This window comes from [Flexibacter] sp. ATCC 35208, from assembly GCF_001975825.1.
Taxonomy (GTDB): domain Bacteria; phylum Bacteroidota; class Bacteroidia; order Chitinophagales; family Chitinophagaceae; genus Chitinophaga.
In genome coordinates this window covers 163,137-181,725 of record NZ_MTKN01000006.1, presented here as the reverse complement: position 1 = coordinate 181,725, position 18,589 = coordinate 163,137, and the positions used below count along the sequence as shown (strand labels likewise).

14 protein-coding genes and 1 tRNA gene are annotated in these 18,589 nt (G+C 44.0%); 7 read left to right on the top strand and 8 right to left on the bottom strand.

From position 1 onward, the window contains the following. Window positions 1-7: 7 nt before the first annotated feature. The 6 genes from BW716_RS06585 to BW716_RS06560 all read left to right on the top strand — a co-directional run bounded on the left by BW716_RS06585 (window position 8) and on the right by BW716_RS06560 (window position 8,656). Entirely contained in the window at window positions 8-3,148 is a 3,141-nt protein-coding gene (locus tag BW716_RS06585) for an efflux RND transporter permease subunit (RefSeq protein WP_083721739.1), read from the top strand. Between the two features lie 3 nt (window positions 3,149-3,151). Then, window positions 3,152-4,552, top strand: coding sequence for an efflux transporter outer membrane subunit (locus BW716_RS06580; RefSeq protein ID WP_083721738.1), 1,401 nt, complete (start codon window positions 3,152-3,154; stop codon window positions 4,550-4,552). A gap of 69 nt (window positions 4,553-4,621) precedes the next feature. Then, window positions 4,622-5,002 carry a hypothetical protein gene (locus tag BW716_RS06575; protein WP_083721737.1) on the top strand — a complete coding sequence of 127 codons (381 nt, stop codon included), beginning with the start codon at window positions 4,622-4,624 and terminating at the stop codon, window positions 5,000-5,002. Window positions 5,003-5,145: 143 nt separating this feature from the next. Further along, window positions 5,146-6,708, top strand: a complete 1,563-nt coding sequence (locus tag BW716_RS06570) for a S8 family peptidase (RefSeq protein WP_083721736.1) — start codon at window positions 5,146-5,148, stop codon at window positions 6,706-6,708. Between the two features lie 202 nt (window positions 6,709-6,910). Beyond that, a tRNA-Gln gene (locus BW716_RS06565) sits at window positions 6,911-6,981 on the top strand. 427 nt (window positions 6,982-7,408) lie between these two features. After that, window positions 7,409-8,656, top strand: coding sequence for a phage integrase SAM-like domain-containing protein (locus BW716_RS06560; protein WP_083721735.1), 1,248 nt, complete (start codon window positions 7,409-7,411; stop codon window positions 8,654-8,656). 192 nt (window positions 8,657-8,848) lie between these two features. Here the strand turns inward: BW716_RS06560 and BW716_RS36650 are convergent, their stop codons facing one another. Next, the gene (locus BW716_RS36650) at window positions 8,849-9,025 is read right to left on the bottom strand and encodes a hypothetical protein (protein WP_179091016.1); all 177 of its coding nucleotides are present in this window, start codon (window positions 9,023-9,025) and stop codon (window positions 8,849-8,851) included. A 63-nt stretch (window positions 9,026-9,088) separates the two neighbouring features. Here BW716_RS36650 and BW716_RS06550 point away from each other — a divergent pair, with 63 nt between their 5' ends. Beyond that, window positions 9,089-9,673 (top strand): hypothetical protein, encoded by a 585-nt coding sequence (locus tag BW716_RS06550; protein WP_083721733.1) that lies wholly within the window; start codon window positions 9,089-9,091, stop codon window positions 9,671-9,673. 191 nt (window positions 9,674-9,864) lie between these two features. On the opposite strand, the gene BW716_RS06545 is transcribed toward BW716_RS06550, so the two are convergent. From BW716_RS06545 to BW716_RS06515, 7 genes are all read right to left on the bottom strand, one after another. Continuing rightward, window positions 9,865-10,263 (bottom strand): DUF6527 family protein, encoded by a 399-nt coding sequence (locus BW716_RS06545; protein WP_235643512.1) that lies wholly within the window; start codon window positions 10,261-10,263, stop codon window positions 9,865-9,867. Then, window positions 10,250-11,428: a ThiF family adenylyltransferase gene (locus tag BW716_RS06540; RefSeq protein WP_083721731.1), complete on the bottom strand. Its 1,179-nt coding sequence runs from the start codon at window positions 11,426-11,428 to the stop codon at window positions 10,250-10,252. The genes BW716_RS06545 and BW716_RS06540 overlap by 14 nt, the downstream gene beginning before the upstream one ends. Then, window positions 11,403-12,104 carry a multiubiquitin domain-containing protein gene (locus BW716_RS06535; protein WP_083721730.1) on the bottom strand — a complete coding sequence of 234 codons (702 nt, stop codon included), beginning with the start codon at window positions 12,102-12,104 and terminating at the stop codon, window positions 11,403-11,405. The genes BW716_RS06540 and BW716_RS06535 overlap by 26 nt, the downstream gene beginning before the upstream one ends. A 312-nt stretch (window positions 12,105-12,416) precedes the next feature. Further along, on the bottom strand, window positions 12,417-12,662 hold the full coding sequence (locus BW716_RS06530) for a DUF2188 domain-containing protein (protein WP_083721729.1): 246 nt from the start codon (window positions 12,660-12,662) through the stop codon (window positions 12,417-12,419). A gap of 16 nt (window positions 12,663-12,678) precedes the next feature. Then, window positions 12,679-15,150, bottom strand: a complete 2,472-nt coding sequence (locus BW716_RS06525; protein ID WP_083721728.1) for a S8 family peptidase — start codon at window positions 15,148-15,150, stop codon at window positions 12,679-12,681. A gap of 3 nt (window positions 15,151-15,153) precedes the next feature. Beyond that, window positions 15,154-16,341, bottom strand: coding sequence for an AAA family ATPase (locus BW716_RS06520; RefSeq protein ID WP_083721727.1), 1,188 nt, complete (start codon window positions 16,339-16,341; stop codon window positions 15,154-15,156). Window positions 16,342-16,597: 256 nt separating this feature from the next. Next, window positions 16,598-18,061 (bottom strand): hypothetical protein, encoded by a 1,464-nt coding sequence (locus BW716_RS06515; RefSeq protein ID WP_143708758.1) that lies wholly within the window; start codon window positions 18,059-18,061, stop codon window positions 16,598-16,600. Window positions 18,062-18,589: the final 528 nt, after the last annotated feature.

Sequence of the window (18,589 nt, the reverse complement as noted above, 5' to 3'; positions counted from 1 at the left end):
AGGAATTATGCTTAAGACATTTATAGAACGTCCTGTACTCAGTACCGTGATCTCGGTGATCATTGTCATATTGGGTATCCTGGGACTCGTATCGCTTCCGATAGCGCAATACCCGGATATCGCTCCTCCTACAGTGCAGGTATCCGCCAGTTATACGGGCGCTAATGCCGACGTGGTGCTGAATAGTGTGATCGTGCCGCTGGAAGAACAGATCAATGGTGTGGAAGGGATGACTTACATGACCTCCACTGCTACCAACGACGGTAGCGCCACCATCAACGTATATTTTAATGTGGGAAGGGACGCCGACCAGGCAGCAGTAGACGTGCAAAACCGCGTATCTACTGCTTCCAACCTCCTGCCAGCAGAAGTAACACAGGCGGGTGTAACAGTGAAAAAGCAACAGAGTAGTAATCTGCTCATCTCCGCTTTTTATAGCGAGAACCCGGCTTATGACCAGACTTTCCTGCAAAACTATGTAGAAATTAACCTGATCCCTGCACTGAAAAGGGTGAACGGGGTAGGTAATGCAAACGCCTTCGGTAGCATGAACTACTCCATGCGTATCTGGCTGAAACCTGATGTCATGTCTGTTTACGGACTTACGCCTGCTGATGTAACAGATGCACTCAGTGACCAGAACATAGAAGCTGCGCCTGGTAAATTTGGTGAACAGGGTAATCAAAGCTTTCAGTACGTAATCCGTTATTCAGGTAAACTGAAAAGCATCGATGAATTTGGGAATATTATTATCAAGTCGACCGGCAACGGGCAATTACTGCACCTCAAAGATATTGCACGCATTGAACTGGGTGCCCAGTCTTACAGCAGCATGGCTACTGTGAACGGCTATCCTGCTACCAATGTATCTGTAAGCCAGACGGCAGGTTCCAACGCCAGCCAGGTTATTAATGACTGTAAAGCAGTGATTGCTGAAGCGGAAAAGAATTTCCCTAAAGGAATACATACTACCAACCTGGTGGATATCAACAAATTCCTGGATGCCAGTATCGAGAAGGTAATTCATACCCTGATCGAAGCATTTGTGCTGGTATTCATTGTGGTATTCATCTTCCTGCAGGACTTCAGGTCTACCCTCATTCCTGCGATCTCCGTACCAGTGGCGATTATTGGTACCTTCTTTTTCCTGAATCTGTTTGGGTTCAGTATCAACCTGCTGACCCTCTTCGCATTGGTACTGGCCATTGGTATCGTGGTGGATGATGCGATCGTCGTCGTCGAGGCCGTACATGCCAAACTGGATACGGGATATAAATCTGCCAGAAAGGCCTCTATTGACGCGATGAGTGAAATCTCCGGTGCGATCGTTTCCATTACCCTTGTCATGTCAGCGGTATTCGTACCTGTTACTTTCATCAGTGGTTCTTCGGGTGTGTTCTACAAGCAATTTGGCATTACCCTCGCTATTGCCATCATACTTTCCGCTATCAACGCATTGACGCTGAGCCCTGCACTGGCAGCCCTTTTTCTGAAACCACATTCGGAAGAACACAAGAAAAAGAACGTACTACAACGGTTTTATACCTCATTCAATACCGCTTTTGATACTGTTACTACTAAATATACGCGCTCTGTTACCTTCCTTTCGAAGAAACTGTGGCTGGTATTATTGGGTGTTGCAGCATTTGGCGGTGGACTTTATTACCTGATGACTTCCACTTCCAGCAGCTTTGTGCCGGATGAGGACATGGGTACTATATTCGTAAACATCAGTATGCCGCCTGCTACCAGTATGGAACGTACAACTGTTATCGCCAATGAACTGGATAGCATCTGCCATACTATCCCGGCGGTGAACAATACCCTTCGTATGGCAGGTCAGAACCTGCTGGCAGGTAGCGGTAGTTCATATGGTATGATCATCCTGGAACTGAAAAAATGGAGTGATCGTACGATGAGCAATAACGATGTAATTGCCGCCCTGATGCAAAAAACAGCTCATATCAGGGAAGCGCAGATTATGCCGATGTCACTGCCTACCATTACCGGTTTCGGTATTGCTGGTGGTTTCTCCTTCCAGCTGCAGGATAAAGGTGGACATTCGACCGCTGAGTTCTATAAAGTAGCACAGGATTTCCTGGCACAACTGAGCAAGCGCCCTGAAATCCAGTATGCTTCTACCACCTTCAACCCGAACTTCCCTCAATACCTGATGGAAGTAAATGTGGCTAAAGTGAAAGAAGCAGGTCTGACTGTGAACAATGTGATGAATGCTATGCAGGTTTATTATGGTGGTTATTATGCTTCCAACTTCAACCTGTATGGTAAGCAATACCGCGTAATGATACAGGCAGATACCGCCTACAGGGCGAATATTGAAGGATTGAACAAGATATATGTACGGACCTCTGATTCCAAAATGGCGCCTATCAGTGAGTTTGTTACCCTTACCAGGGCATATGGCCCGGAAAGTATAGCACGCTTCAACCTGTTCACTGCCATGGCAGTAAACGGTTCTCCAAATGCAGGTTATAGCTCTGGTCAGGCATTAAAAGCGATCCAGGAAGTGGCTGCAGAGAAACTGCCACCGGGTTATGGATATGAGTTCTCCGGTATCAGCCGTGAAGAACAATCCAGTGGTTCCCAGTCGACATATGTGTTCATCCTCTGCCTGGTATTCGTATACTTCCTGCTGAGTGCCCAGTATGAAAGTTACCTGCTGCCATTCGCAGTACTGTTGTCACTGCCGGTGGGCCTTACAGGGACCTTCCTTTTTGCCCGCATCTTTGGCATTGACAATAATATCTATCTCCAGATTTCCCTGATCATGCTGATAGGTCTGCTGTCCAAAAACGCCATCCTGATCGTAGAATATGCGGTGGAAAGACGGCGACATGGTATGTCTATGCTGGATTCGGCGGTAGAAGGTGCGAAAGCCCGTTTCCGACCCATCCTCATGACATCTTTCGCCTTCATCTTTGGTCTGATGCCACTGATGTTCGCTACCGGCGCCGGTGCGAATGGTAACCGCTCTATTGGTACGGCGGCAGTAGGCGGGATGCTCTTTGGTACCGTGATAGGCGTATTCATGATCCCTGTATTATTCATCATCTTCCAGACTTTACAGGAAAAAGTAAGTACCAAAAAGCATGAAGAAGATGATGAGGATACTACAATAAAAGCGTAACACATGAAATCCAATAATAAACAACAAGCACTGTTGGTCATATTGACTGCTGCTACCTTTGCTGTTTCGTGCAGGGTTACCAAACCTTACAAACAACCGGAGAATGTGGCAGACAGTAAGTTGTACCGCGACAGTACGACTACCGATAGCACGACCATGGCCGATCTTCCATGGACGCAGTTATTCACAGATCCACATTTACAGGCCCTCATCAAAGAAGGCATAGAAAATAACCTGGACCTGCAGGTTGCCACTGCCCGCCTCGAAGCGGCAGCGGCCAATCTCCGCCAGAGCAAACAGGCGTTCCTGCCTACAGCAGAAGCCACAGCCTCTGTGACCCAGCAAAAAGTAGCCATCTCACAGGGCGGTAGCTTTATTACTTACAACCGTACCTACGAGCTTTCCGCCACCGCCAGCTGGGAAGCTGATATATGGGGAAAACTGCGTAGTACAAAGCGCTCCTACATGGCCGCCCTCCTTCAGAGTGAAGCTTATCGCAGAGCGGTACTGACCCAGCTGATCGCCAACATCGCCACTAATTACTATGCATTGCTGGCATATGACGAACAACTGAAACTGACCCGCCAAACCGTGGAAAACCGCAAAGCTGATGTGGAAACCATGAAGACACTGAAAGAAAGTGATGTGGTAACCGGCGCTGACGTGGTACAGAGTGAAGCTAACCGCTACTCTGCCGAGGTGACTATTCCGGATCTGTTACAAAACATCCGGGAAACAGAAAATACCATCAGCGTATACCTGGGTCGTTCTCCAGGTACTATCGACAGAGGTACACTGGCGGAACAATCCATCAATGTGGATCTGAAAACAGGGGTGCCGGCACAGTTACTGGCTAACCGTCCGGATGTACAGGAAGCTGAATACCAGCTCCGTTACTATTACGAGTTGACCAATGTGGCCAGAACGTACTTCTACCCCAGCCTGTCTATAACCGCTACCGGTGGATTGAATGGTACCAGCCTGAATAACTACTTTGATGCTTCCCACCTTTTTGGCAGTATCGTAGGTAGTCTGACCCAGCCTATCTTCAAGCAGGGTCAGAACAAGCAACGGTTACGGGTGGCGGAAGCCAATCAGAAAGAGTACCTGGCTACCTACAAATCAACCCTGCTCTCTGCAGGTCAGGAGGTGACCAATGCCCTGTTTGACTACAATGCCGCGATAGACAAGGCTTCCATCAGGGGCCAGCAGATCACTTACCTGCAAAAGTCAGTAGACTATACAAAAGAATTACTGAAGTATACATCCAATACCAACTATACGGATGTACTCACCTCAGAACAAAGCCTGCTCACCGCCCAGCTGAACAGTATCAGCGACAAACTACAACAGCTGCAAGCCGTTGTGACGCTGTACCGAAGCCTTGGTGGAGGATGGAAATAATCAAAGAAAGAGGTCCGCAATTGTGGACCTCTTTCTTTTTATACTATCTTGCGACATATTTTTTAATGTATGACAGCAAGCAGTGATCAAAGAACGGCGCTTTATTCAAGGATCTTTATTGCCATCTATACAATATTGATGACGCCCATTGGTGGCGCCATTCTTTTTTGTGTAAACCTCCGAAACACAGGCAGGTTAAAGAGCATTCCCTTTGTCATGCTGGGTGCCATGGTTTTTGAATACTTCCATTTGCAGATGATACTGCATAACAGAACCGGCAGAACTGACGTCATTTTTGTACCCTCCCTTATTTTTGCTTTTCTATTGAGCTTTCCGGTATGGCGACTGCTTTTGAGAGGCATTCCTCCCTACAAATTATTACCCGCGTGGATACCCTTGATTATCATGGCTATAGTGTGGCTGGCCGTGATTGGGTACTTTAATTTTTAACATTTTTAAAGGTTTATATTGGCTATTTTCGGCCCTTTAAATCCCCTTTGCGCTCAGACAACTTTATCAATAAACAATAAAATCTACCCCGGGAGCACATCTTTACTATTGAACTGCTGCTGTGGAGTCAATGAACAAAGCATATGAATATTTTCAAAAACGCAGCCATCGCCGCCGCACTGTTACTGTCCGCCTCATTGGTGCATGCACAGATACCTAACTGGCAAAATATGGACCTGCAAAAAGATTCCGTTTTCGGTATCAGTGTAGAAAAGGCGTACAATGAACTGCTGAAAGACAAGAAATCTAAACCCGTAGTAGTAGCCATTATCGATAGCGGCGTTGATACCGCTCATGAAGACCTGAAATCTGTCCTCTGGGTGAACCTTAAGGAGAAAAGAGGTAATGGTAAAGACGACGACAAGAATCACTATATTGATGATATCAATGGCTGGGACTTCATCGGTTCTGCCAAAGGCAATGTAGATTATGACAACCTGGAGCTTACCCGCCTGGTACGTGCAGGTAAAGCCCGTTTTGCCAATCCCTCTGCAGACACCAACGGTCTCTACCAATATAAAAGACTGCTTGATAAATACGAAGACGAGCTGGACGAGGCTAAAAAGTCACTCTACGGTGTATCCCGCTTCAAAGGTATGCTGGATACGATGGTGGCCAAAATGAACAAGGAAAATCCTACTGCTGCTGATTTCCAGACATTTAATACAGACAATCCGGTAGAAGCACAGATCAAGCAGATCGTAAGTCAGCAACTGCTGCGCTACCCTGATTATAAATCATTCAAAGAGAATGAACTGGATAGAGCATACGATCACTTCAAGGAGCAGGTGGATTACCAGCTGAACCTGGATTATGATAACCGCGCCATCGTAGGCGACAATTATGCAAATCCTGAAGAACACTATTATGGCAATAACGATGTAACTGGTCCGGATGCGGATCATGGTACCCACGTAGCAGGTATCATCGGTGCTGGCCGGAATAATAACCTCGGTATCAATGGCGTAGCTGACAATGTATTGCTTATGTCAGTGCGTGCGGTACCTAACGGTGATGAAAGAGATAAGGACGTGGCCAATGCTCTGCGTTATGCAGTAGACAATGGTGCTAAAGTGATCAACATGAGCTTTGGTAAACCTTACTCTCCAAATAAGAAAGTAGTAGACGATGCGGTGAAATACGCCATGTCTAAAGATGTACTGCTGGTACACGCAGCAGGTAACGATGGTCAGAACACAGATTCTGTAGCTAACTATCCTAACCGTACTTACCTGGGTGGTGGTACTGCTGAAGCCTGGATCGAAGTAGGTGCTTCCGGTCCGGAAGATGATGAGAGTCTGCCAGCTTCTTTCTCTAACTATGGTAAGACTGCGGTAGACGTATTTGCACCTGGTGTAAGCATTTATTCTTCTATTCCTGGTTCTAAATATGATTACCATGATGGTACCAGTATGGCGGCACCTGTAGTAACCGGTCTGGCTGCGCTGATCCGTTCTTATTATCCTAAACTGACAGCAGTACAGGTAAAAGAGATCATCTTAAAGTCTGTAGTGAAAGTGGAGCATTCCGTAACAATTGGTGATGAAAATGGTCAGCCTAAGGAAACATATATGGAAGATTTGTGCAGAACAGGTGGTGTAGTAAATGCTTACAAAGCACTGCAACTGGCTGCGACTTATAAATAATCTATTCTTTTTATAGAAGGAAAGCCCTGCTTAATAAGCAGGGCTTTTTTATTGCCTGATTTTAGTGGCAAGGGCAAGGCTATATCCCCGTCAGTGGCAGTTACAGCGGGGATTCATGGAAAGGTTCAGGACTTTCTAAAATAAATTTTGCTTTTTATTTTAGAAAGTTATAATTTTGCCGTCCCGAACAACGAATAACTATTGCCTGATAGTATAACGGTAGTACGACAGACTCTGACTCTGTTTGTCTTGGTTCGAATCCAGGTCAGGCAACTCCGGGGCATGAATTAAAAAGCCTCAAAATCACTCAAAACCGCTACAGCACTACACTGTAGCGGTTTTTTTATGTACCTGCCCCTCCCGCCCAATACCGCCAAAACCCGCTGATTTCCGCCATTTGTTTTACACTTTGTTTTACACCTTGTTTTACACTTTTTCACTTCGGATATACATAACTGTTAAAACCGCTACCACACCCGTTTCCAAACGCCTACACGAAGTTTTAAAGCCACAAAACTGACCCGGAACCGCCCATATTCCCATCGCTTCGGACTTTCATCTGTTGAGTCCGGTACAGGATACCTTTTCCCTCTCTCCGGGCAACCAAGTTATCCACAGAAAAACACCCCTCCTTCTCCCACCCACTTGGTACTTTCCTTCAGAAATCTGATATTTCCGGTTGCCTTAAAGCAGACAGGCTATGCATATTCCCACTTACACGCCGGTGCATAACTGGCGAAAGAAGAACTATAAAAAGGGAAGGTATAAGGTTCACATCCGGGCAACTATCAACCGGATAACAAAGTACCTGGAAGTAAAAATCCCTTTTAAGGTTTCAATCGACGAATGGACCGGTAAGGCGCCAGCCTGGGTATCCAATACCAACCCATATGCCTTTGAGATCAACAATGCCATAGAAGAAAACCTTACGCTTTTAAAGGAATTAAATAAACGTTTTTTTGTAGCCAAGAAACAGGTCAGGTTTGCCGATGTCCACAAAGAGCTGGAGAAAAACTTTAACAGCGGCCTGTTTAACGACTTCTTTGAAAAAATCTATCCGGATCCACCGGAGATGCTGGAGGAAAAAACCAAAGGACGATACGGAAGCGCCCTTCAGGCACTCAATAAGTTTAATCCCAGGATCGCCTTTCACGAATTATCACACGAACTCTTTGAAGGTGTTAAAAAGTATCTGCTGATTAACCTGAAATTAAACAGCAGTACAGTCAACGGATATTTCAATGCTTACAGGAAAGTAGTATTCTGGGCCCGTCAGGCCCACTATATTACCAAAGCACATGAAGAAACCATTTTTGAAAATATTAAGATCAAAAAAGGCAAATCCAAAAAGGATCACCTGGATGTTCATGAAATACTTGAGTGGAAAAACCTGGTGCTTACCGGCAAAGACCAGAAGTTTCAGACGGAAAAAGACCTGTTCCTGCTGCTGATCTATACCGGTTATTATTATAATGACCTGCGCACCTTGCTCAAAACTGAAGTGCACCGGGATGCTGAAATGGGTGAATATATAACCAATGGCCGCTATAAGAATGATGAGCTGGCGGTGGTTCCGCTCTGGACCTTTCCGGATGCCCTGGAAATTATTAAAAAATACAGGGCAGCCGATACAGTAAACCCGGATGATCCTGAATCCGAATATGAGCCATATCTGCTGCGCAGGGATGCCTTCGTGACTGATCAGGAATTCAATAAGCGGCTGAAGATAATTGCCGGCATCTTAAAATGGAAACGGGTAGTAAGAAACAAGTTAGCCCGGTTCACCAACTCCCAGTTATACATCCGGTATGGAACCAACAAGCCGGTACTGAAAAAAATAAGGGGCCATCAGAACGAGGCCAGTACTGACGCTTATTATGAAATCAACGTAGTAGACGTGGTGGAAGGAACAAGAGGACTGAACTTTAAAGAAAAACTCGGCATATAACAAATCCATCAGCGTCCCTGGCCCAATCAGTGCATGTAAATACATATAATCTGACAGGACAAAACAGGCATACTCTGAAAAGACCCAAATGTATAAGAGACCAGGACAGAAAGTTCCGGGAATATTTGATAAAAGGTGGCAGCACAAAAGAAGATCAATTCCATCCAAAATCACAGTTTCAGATTCACACCGTTAAATAAACAAAGGGAGTACGATTCCTTTGTTGTCAGTAATCAGAAGGTGGTAACAACCAATGGCATCATCGTGAAAGATGGTCAAGGCATCATCTCTTTTGCTGGAGAACTTATCATCTACGAACTCAAATGAGCCGAGGGCTATAATGGGTGTCGTATCTTCTGTAAACCTCACTTTGTATTTGTAATGAGGTCCATTATAAATATATCGGTAAATTTATATAAAACTCAGTAAACTATGAATTCGTCAGATTACCCCATTGATCCTGCAGTAATAGCCATTGCAACCTACCTTACACAAAAGCTTGAAGAACACTTTAACCGGCTGGATGTTAAAGAAGCTTACGATTATGGTATATTACCATGGAAACCAACAATTCCTGGTACTGACAAAGAGATTACGGAAAGGATTGATAGCTGGGTAAACCTTTATCAAACCCCAGAAGAAGACCTGGATGGATTAAAAACTGAGTTGATCGAATTGTGTAAATCCTTCGGATTAACAATAGACTCAGATTTAGAGACAAAAGATTTCCAGGCAGAAATGCGTCAACAGCTTATAAGTCTTCCAGTCGAACAGCTCCTGATACGGGGTGTGTTTGGACATGAAATAACACAGGAAGACGCAAATGAGAATCGCAAAAAGACAATTGGCTTACTGGTAGATTCCCTTCTAAACGCAGGCCTATACCTGGCTGCAAAAGAATTGGGAGTGCCAACCAACTCCAAGGATGACAAAAGTCTGAGTTACATCATTGCCGCATATCCTGAGCTGGTGGATTTTTCTAAGCGGCATTACCTTGGCCGAAATCAAATGAATTAACCCAACTTCCACACTTTATATTTATATAACATGAATTATTGAAAGAGACTGATATCAGCTCTTAAATTGATGAGCATCGTCTTGATGCATGGATGTATAAAATAATGATTTGTTCATAACGGCCAGAATCATTTAATGCCGGCCTTCTTTTGCTTACTCATCCATCCCCCTGTCATGCGGCCTCGGTAAGCCTAAAAACCAAAAATCCGGCTCCAAAAGCCACGCTTTTTCTCCAAGGTCGTCAACGTATGTTCCTCCCCGTCTGAATAATACTTTTCTTTTGCATCACTGGCGCTCTTTCGTCCTTCCTTAATTTTCCTGGTGGTCCAACGATCCGCATACTCAATGTTGCTTTTCGAGATCCAGTAATGGGACCTGCACGCAAAGTTCCAGTTACCAATAGATGGGTATAAAGAAACGGTTTTACCATCAAAGCTCAGCTCCCAGTCGGTTGGTGACAATGGCGTTACAACTTCATTGCCACAGCCACACACACACTTGTGTATGGCTGTGCAATATTCTATGGATATGTACAATATTCCCTCTTCAACATGCTCCGGTATGAATTCAACGAATTTATGTTGCAGCATCTTCATTAAAGATTTTAGATACACCAATTGAATATGTGCAATGATGTTCATGTTCCTGATCAACATAAACTCCGATAAACTTTTTCCACTTCATAACAGCCAACACAGCATTCAATGCATTGAGTTCTGCAATCTGAATATTGGTGGCGTATTCATTATTACCGGTATCCCCTGCAAAAATCCTTTGACTGAGGTGATCATGCTTGGTATGATTAGCAGAAGTAACCCGTACAGCACCGATGAGCTGATCATCAACCACATTCACACCTAAGCCAACATCAGAGAATGCCACTCCTGCTGCTACCAGGTAATCAGTCTGAAATTTACGGACCGAATTTTTATCTACGCAGATAAAAACATAGGTCATTGTATTCAACTCATGCAGATTGTCATTGGTAATATAGTAATCATGACCATGAATTCCTTTGTGCATGTTTGAATAGACCTTCCGATAGTATTCCACCTTACTGAGCTTTGCTGCAAGGTCTTCAAGAGATGCGGCACCAGGCGAACGAAAGGCATTGTGCTGATCAAAACTGTCGCCATCATAAATATGTATTTCTGCCGTAGAGGTTTTAGCCACCATATCCAGTATGTAGGCTCCTGTTCCACCTAACCCCACAATCGCAACACGCTCCCTGCTATGTTTGGCGTTGATAAACTCAATATTGGCCCTGCTGGAATTTGTATCAATATACCGGAATACGGTTTCGTTATCCCGGTCAGCAATGACCCTATAGGTCTTTTCTGTTGCTGACGGATCCAGAAATTTGGCAGGCGCAGAGATGATATCAATGTATCGCTTCACTTTCTCGTAATAGTTAGGATACCCGTTTGGCGGTTTATTAGAAAACGAGCGATTGATAGCAATATCCTGTGTTAGTTGCCTGGTCGTATTGTCAAGTTGAATTGCAGGGATGAAGACACCATCGACATCACAGGGATTATCCCCTATGAAATGTATCACATGAGTATCAGGCACGGTAACGGCATTGTTACTGCTTAGCGTAAGCGTACTTATCAGGGTTCCATATCTGACTTGCTTTGAAGAATCAACGTAAGGAACGTGGTGAGTATGTAAATACCCACCAGTTACCTCAATTTCGTAACCTTCATCGCGTAAACGCTTGAGGTCCAGACTATGATTTATCAGTTGCTGTGACATCGAATATCATTTTATTTTTAACACGTAAAATTGAATTTTTCACCATCGTTCCCTCTGGCTTAGGTTCCCAACCACGACTATAGTTCACCGTATAGCCTATATTGGGATTGTTATCATAGGCACCGAAGGCCAGAACGACTACCTGTTCGAAGGAGATATTTGCCGCTTTCCATTCCTTTTGCCTTGCATTAACAATGATGATGTAGTCATGCTTTGGTGGTCTGGAAACAAAACGCTCTTTCCCTTCCCGGGCTAAATCGACGATTTCGTCATCTGTGATAAGGTCATCCTGCCATCCATCCTGAATATCGAGATATAATTCATGGTCAGCAGGTATGTTACCTAACTCCCGGATCTGTGCGCCGGTTATATATTGCTCATAGGAGGTAAAAAGCTGGCCGTTAATATAGAAGTGCAGTTTTCTTTTCACTATAAACTCTTCCACTTCCGGCCTCGCCAGATTAACAGATTTATCGTTTTCTATCAACTCATCCTCGTAGGGTTTGCTAACAGACAAGTATAATTCTGTGTCTAACGGTATGCCGGCCATCTGCTTTAATTCTGCGCCCGTTTTGTATTGATCAGATGTCTGGTATCCTTTACCCTCAATTTTAAAATGCAAGGGCTCTTTTGGGTGATGGGCATCAGATGCACCATCATGATATTGTGAATTCATGATAAACTTTTTAATATGCTAATAAAAAACATGCATTACTGTACAATCAGTGAATGCCAATCATTGTTCTGGTCAAAACGGATGCGTGGTTGCTGCTGAAATTTTAGGTTATTCAATACCAGACCTTACCGTTTGGGGAAAACAGTAAGGTTAAAATCCACAAAAGGCTTGCTTAATTCGAGTAAAGGAGGTAGATTTGAGTTGTCAAACTTTCTTACTACCGAAAGCCCTGCAAAGGCTTTTGTTTCCTTTAAGGAATTGAAGCCAGGTGAATTTCGCCTGGTTTTTTACTTTTTAGCCATTCGCCTGCAGTTAATGTTTAGTGTCCTTTGATGACCTTGGATCATTACCCGGTTTCACAGTATCACTATCTCTGATTGGCCCGCCATTGGGTTTGTGAATCCTCACCTCCCCACCTCCGGTATTGGAAGAATACTGCTTAGCAAGCTGTTCTGCCTGTTTCTGAGTATAGGTAATAGCGGAGGCTTTTTTACCCCCTTCCTTTTGGACATTCCAGCCGTCCTGGCCTTTTTTTTGTGTGACGTGGTAGTTTGCCATATTGTTTGTTTTTACATTAGATACGTGTTGACACTCGCGCCGCAGTTTGAATATCGACTGCCTGAACACCTAAAGAGGTGAGCATCTGCCGCATGTCGTTAAATACAGGCGCCTGCTTTCCGGGGTCAGAAATTGTAAGTATTGCTGTAAACGGAACACCTGCAGCCGGCATGCGTGCTCCATCCCTCGTAAGATATTCTACATCCAGACTCCATTCTGTTGTAGGACCAACTCCCCGGGGGAACGTCTTTTCATATACTTTTACGGGGCTCCATTTAAACCCATGTTCAATCAGGTCTTTTTCTTTCTGTCCTCCATCACTGCCATCAGGTGTATATACCGCATGCAGACGGCCAAGATAACTATCATCGTCCTGCAACTGGCGCAGGTATGCTTCGACATTCACCCTTACAAACTCAGCCCCGTAGCGGTAATCAAATTCCGGCGTACTCACAATGGTCAGCCTGGCGTGTCCTCTGCACTTTCCATCATGTACCAGGCTTGCAGGCCATGAGAACCTAAAGCTCATCTTATTACCGTTGGTAATTCTATTTGCAAACACCAGCGTAATGGCTGAAGGATCACCATTTAGAATTTCCTGTGAGTTACCAGGCTTTCCAAATCCCACCAGGTCTTTTGCAATGTTCTTTAAGTCTTTGTGCTTTAACGAATCCGGTACAACAGCACTATGAATGCTCAATGCGAACAATGTTTCCCTTGACACTACCCCTTCAATAGCATGGTCCAGGCACGCAAGCGTTTTTGACACATTAGGCGCTGCATAACTTGTACCACAACCATCTACAACAACACCATTAGCATCCAGAGAGAGCAACCCGTATCCATGGGTGGTATGCCTGGTGCCAGCACCGCCAATGTGGGCTAAATCAGGCTTCAAACCAACCCGCAAACCAGGTCCGCGGCAGCTATAGTTACTTAAGGCATATGCTATCACATTATCAAGATGCGGAGGATTGAGTGCAGATACACTCATGTTTCTGCAACTTTCCGCCGGCGTTTTAATTGTATCGTTACGTGACGAAGCCAGTATCCTGAGTGCTTCCAGATTGTCTGCCGGCCATTCTCTTCTCACCTCATGCGGTCGTGTATTACCTGCTGATACGATGAATATAACATCGTTATCCTCTGCAATTTTGTCAAGTCTTTGTGCTACCAGGCTGTAGCCAGTCCCTGAGGCATGTTGAGAAAAGTTCAGGCTGAAGTTAAAAATCCTCACACCTGTTTTCGCCTTTAACTCCTGAACAGCCGCTTCCAATTCATCAAAAAAACCTAACGGCTCCGGAAAATATGTTCGATAATTCTGCTTCGGAAAAATATCCAGATCAATAATTTTACATCCGTCCGGTTCTCCACAAACAGCATCACCGTTCAGCGCTTTACCAGCTACTGCCAGTGTGGCGATGAATGACCCGTGATTTTCATTTTTATCATTTGCACTTATCAGCCCCCACCTTTCCTCTATCCATGGTCCAAGTATTTGAGATACACCACCGTCTACTACGCATATCTTTGGATACGACCTTCCGGTTTCCGGTTGAGGAACAGTGAAGGTTTCCCCTCTTCGCGGACTGATAACAGTATCACTTTGTGTAACAATAGGCGGCAGAGCAATCTTTTTTACTAACGGATGCCTGCCTAAAAAGCCAAGTAGCCGGCTATGCTGTTCAGCATTTTGATTAATCTCATTACCCTGCTGCGATTTTGTAGTTGAACGCTGCGCCACCTTGAGCTTAATTACGGGTTGGGCGCCACTGTTTTCCAATTTTATACCCAGCATGGGTCCTGTATCTTTTGTCTGTTTAATTCTAAGAACAACCAGACCATTTCCAATTTCCAATAAACCTTCGACAAAGGTGTTAAACAACTGCCGTTTTTCAGTACTTAATAAGTCCCAGTCCTGAACTGCCGGTGGTTCTTCAAATAACTCAACAAGATAAAAACCACCGGTCTGTGGCTGGGCCAGCCATTCAACAGCATCGGCAACTGAAAAGTTCCGCTTATCACTTTCTGTGTACGGCGCTATTTCCTGTATTGCCCCGATCTCACTTCTCAATTTGCTGGGTGATGCCTCTCCCCTGGTATTATAGCGTGTTTGCACCTCCGCCTGTTCCACTTTATTACTAATAATATCGATGCTTTGTGGAGTTAGCTCCACAAATAACTCTCCGAGATCGCCGCCACCAACTACGCGCGCAACATCATTTTTAAACAACTGCGATGTCGGACGATGACTTTTCGCAAGTGCACCTGGCTGAAGGGTAACTTTTGCATACCCTACACGGCCAAAACTGCTCATTAATTGCAGGTTTTTTATTTCTTCCAGCTGATCTATCATGGCCTGTTGATGAACAGCAAATGCGGCATCATCACCTGAAAAGAAATCTTTAGGATGACCACCACCCTGATTCTCCAGCGCTTCAATAAAATCGCTACTGTTTAAAATAATTTGAACTGGGCTATTAGCCATAACTTATATTTTACTTGAATCATTCAGTTTTGATAACAGCTTACTCAGGGTCGAAGGGTTCATTCCAAACAAGGAAGCCACGTCCTTTTGTTTAAATGAATAACTTTTATCTTTCAATAGCATCTCAATAAGATCATCATCACTATGCACCATTACATTTCTCTTAATAGCAGCAACACGCCCGGAGTTCAACAGGGCAAACTGCTTCATCACCCATACAATGTTGGCTTTTTCCTCAATAACATAGGCACGTTTCACCCATTTGGCTAATGTTTCAGCATCTGCACCAGTGCCGCCTTCAAGACACCATGCAAGGAACTTAATCTCGCTCTCGCCAAAATTTAGCGGCTGTAAAAACTGCTTTAACAGCGACATTAATACCTCAGTTGCAGGCTTTGGAATTTCGATCTGTATATCGAAGCGCCGCCATATAGCAGGGTCTAAAAGGCTTTCATGATTGGTCACGCCAATGGTGAACCCCTTCTCATGCCTGGAATCCAGTGATTGCAGTAAGGTGTTGACTACGCGTTTTACCTCACCAACTTCCTGGGAATCGTTACGAAGTTTGGCAATAGCATCAAACTCATCCAACAGTAAAAGACAGCGATAGCGGTTTGCAAAGGCAAATAAGCTACCAATATTCCTTGAAGTAGTACCCAGAAAGGAAGACATCAACCCCTCCAGCCTGGCAAGTACCACCGGAAGCCCCAGTTGTTTTGCGATCCATTTAGCCAGATGCGTTTTACCTGTGCCGGGGAGGCCAAATATTAAGCACGAGCTTGCCGGACTGGCATTGATTTCCAACAACCTATCATACACCTTCCATTCATTTACAATGGACTGGATTGCCAACCGGATATTATCATCAAACAAAGGCATCTCATCCGGCAAATCAGCTGGAAAAAAAACCTCCGCTAATGGAGTAGATGTTTCCCTATCAACCGGGACTTGTGTTTTCTTTGTAAGCTCTTCTCCTCCCGCAATAACAAACGACTGCTGCAGCTTACTCGGCGACATCTCCACAGCGGATTGCGCAGCTGACAGAATCGCCTCTAAAGTTTTCGCCTCCTTTTCATTACCATCTTTTGCTAAGCTATCTTTTAAACGGTTAATCTGATGAACAACGGCATCATTAGGAGTAGCCATCATCGAACGGCAGAGAGCTTGAATTATGTTAAAGTACTTGATCATCCTTTATATTATACACAAATGTATAACAAATTTCCGAAAAACAAATTTATTTTCCTTTTTATGGCATATAATTTCCAAATTATAGTTATTAATTTCTTTTAAAAGACAATAAATTTCCGATTACAAACAACAAGTGCCCCGAGTGATATTTTATCAGTTAGTTATTCCCAGGAGGACCACCAGTGAGTTGGGCAGAGTATTTCAACCTACTCAGACATGAATAAAGTACTCAGTTTATTATTTGCGTATTCCGTTCTTATAATGGTAGCAGTGCCAGCTCATCTGGCATATCCCCACCCGTAAGGGTCATGCTCTCTATATCGAATTGTCGATAATATAAGGGTATTTCAAAGGAATTGCGTAACCGTAGCAGATAGGAACGACTTTCATCCGTCAATGGCATGGGGCCTACCACTACCAGTAACTTTGCCCTTTCGGAGTCTGGCCAAAAGGAGTATTCAAGCAGCTGCCCGATGGCCTCTCTCAAACAAGCCCTGACGGTTGGATAAGCTTTAATCTCATAAAAGATAAGGTGTCCGTTCCATTCACGTGCAACGTCAACAAGTGTTCCCTGACCGGTGGGACTCTCTTTGGCTACACAATGGCCATGCAGGTCCATTAAATGATTCTTTAAACCATCGCGCATTTTTTTATGTAAATATTTATTTTCAATAGCTCTGGGTTGTCTGTTATACACAGACGTTTCTACACTGGTGCCATTATCTTCTTCCTTACTTAGATCAGGCTTAAAAATCATCGATTTGCTGACAGGCACCGCAAGCTGAATTTCCTCCTTTTTATACAGGAGCTCATACCTATTTTGCTTTTCAAAGCGTGGATCTTCAATAAGAAGATACTCGTCAAACATCTGTAGATCTTCCAGCTTAAACCGAATATTAAAAAAATTAAGTCCGGGCCAGTCAGAAAAACCCGTAGCAGACCCACCTGCATCAATTATCTGCTTGCGCATACCATCGAGCCAACCTCTGCGCTGATATTCATTTTTTATCTCAATAGCGGTTTCCGATCTGATCACTTCGGCATTATTGATTCTACCGACCATATTCCTCTTTCCGGTTAATCCATTTATGGTAAAGAGGTCAATATTGTATTTTTTTCCAGCAGCCGAGTCTTCTATCCCCCGAATAGTTTCCAGAAAACTGTAATGATAACCGTCCAGTACTCTTGAAACGTCACATAGCCATTCCTCGTGCCCATATCCATACTCACCTTCATGAGATTTACTATCATCACTTTTCCCAGATCGTCCTGACGGTTTAATCCACCCGTTATCATTCCAGCAAATCCTTGAGATACGTTCTCCATTGGTTTTGATTCTGTGTGCCAAAAAGGTACTTTCTACAAATTCATAAACGGGCATCAATCGCTCAAATAGCGCTAAAATAGTATCAATGTCTTGGTCATTCACTTCCCGGATGCCTTTGTTAAAATACTGCCCGATAAAAATGAAATTGTCCCATACTATCCAGGAGGTGGGAATCGCGGTAACCGGAAAATCAGCTGAACGGTGTCTTTTAGGTCTATTAGGGTAATGCCAAAGAAATAGTCCGTTAAAAAAATCAGGATTCTCCTTAATAAACTCATTAAATGCCAGGATTTTTGGGGTCAGATAATTGATAGGGTCTGGCTGGCTTCGATTGGGAGAAAGGGAAAAGCCCACACCGTACCTAAATATGTTTTTTCCGTTCTGGTCTTCCACACCTATATTAAATTGCAGCTCGCTTCTTCCGCCATAATGAAATGCATAAGGATACTCTCCTTCATTCTCAAATATTGTCCTGTCGTCAAACGTACTATAATTACCTACTCTTTTACCTTTTAGGGAAGCTCTTATAACAGGAAGGTTCTTGAATGTAGATGTCTGATGGGCCTTAACATTTATCTGGCCTGCAATGTAGCGGATGTCCATTTGTTGAGCAATTTGTATGTGTAACCGAACTAGTTCCATTAAAATATATGCGATACATCAGCGTAACAATTAGGATGTAAAATGTTTCCGGACTCTTCCCAATCCCTGAAGTCATTGGTGTCAGCCAGCAAGCACATCTGACTTGGATTAAACTTATATTCAATATTTATAACTGATTATTTATGGGTTGGGGCATTAGATCAGTTTTCCCTTCAGCACTTCATCAATTTTTATTGAATACATTGTGATTCATTTTCAAAAACTTACGTCATATTGTTTACGAAAACACGCCGTTTGCGTTCCGTAAACAATATGCAG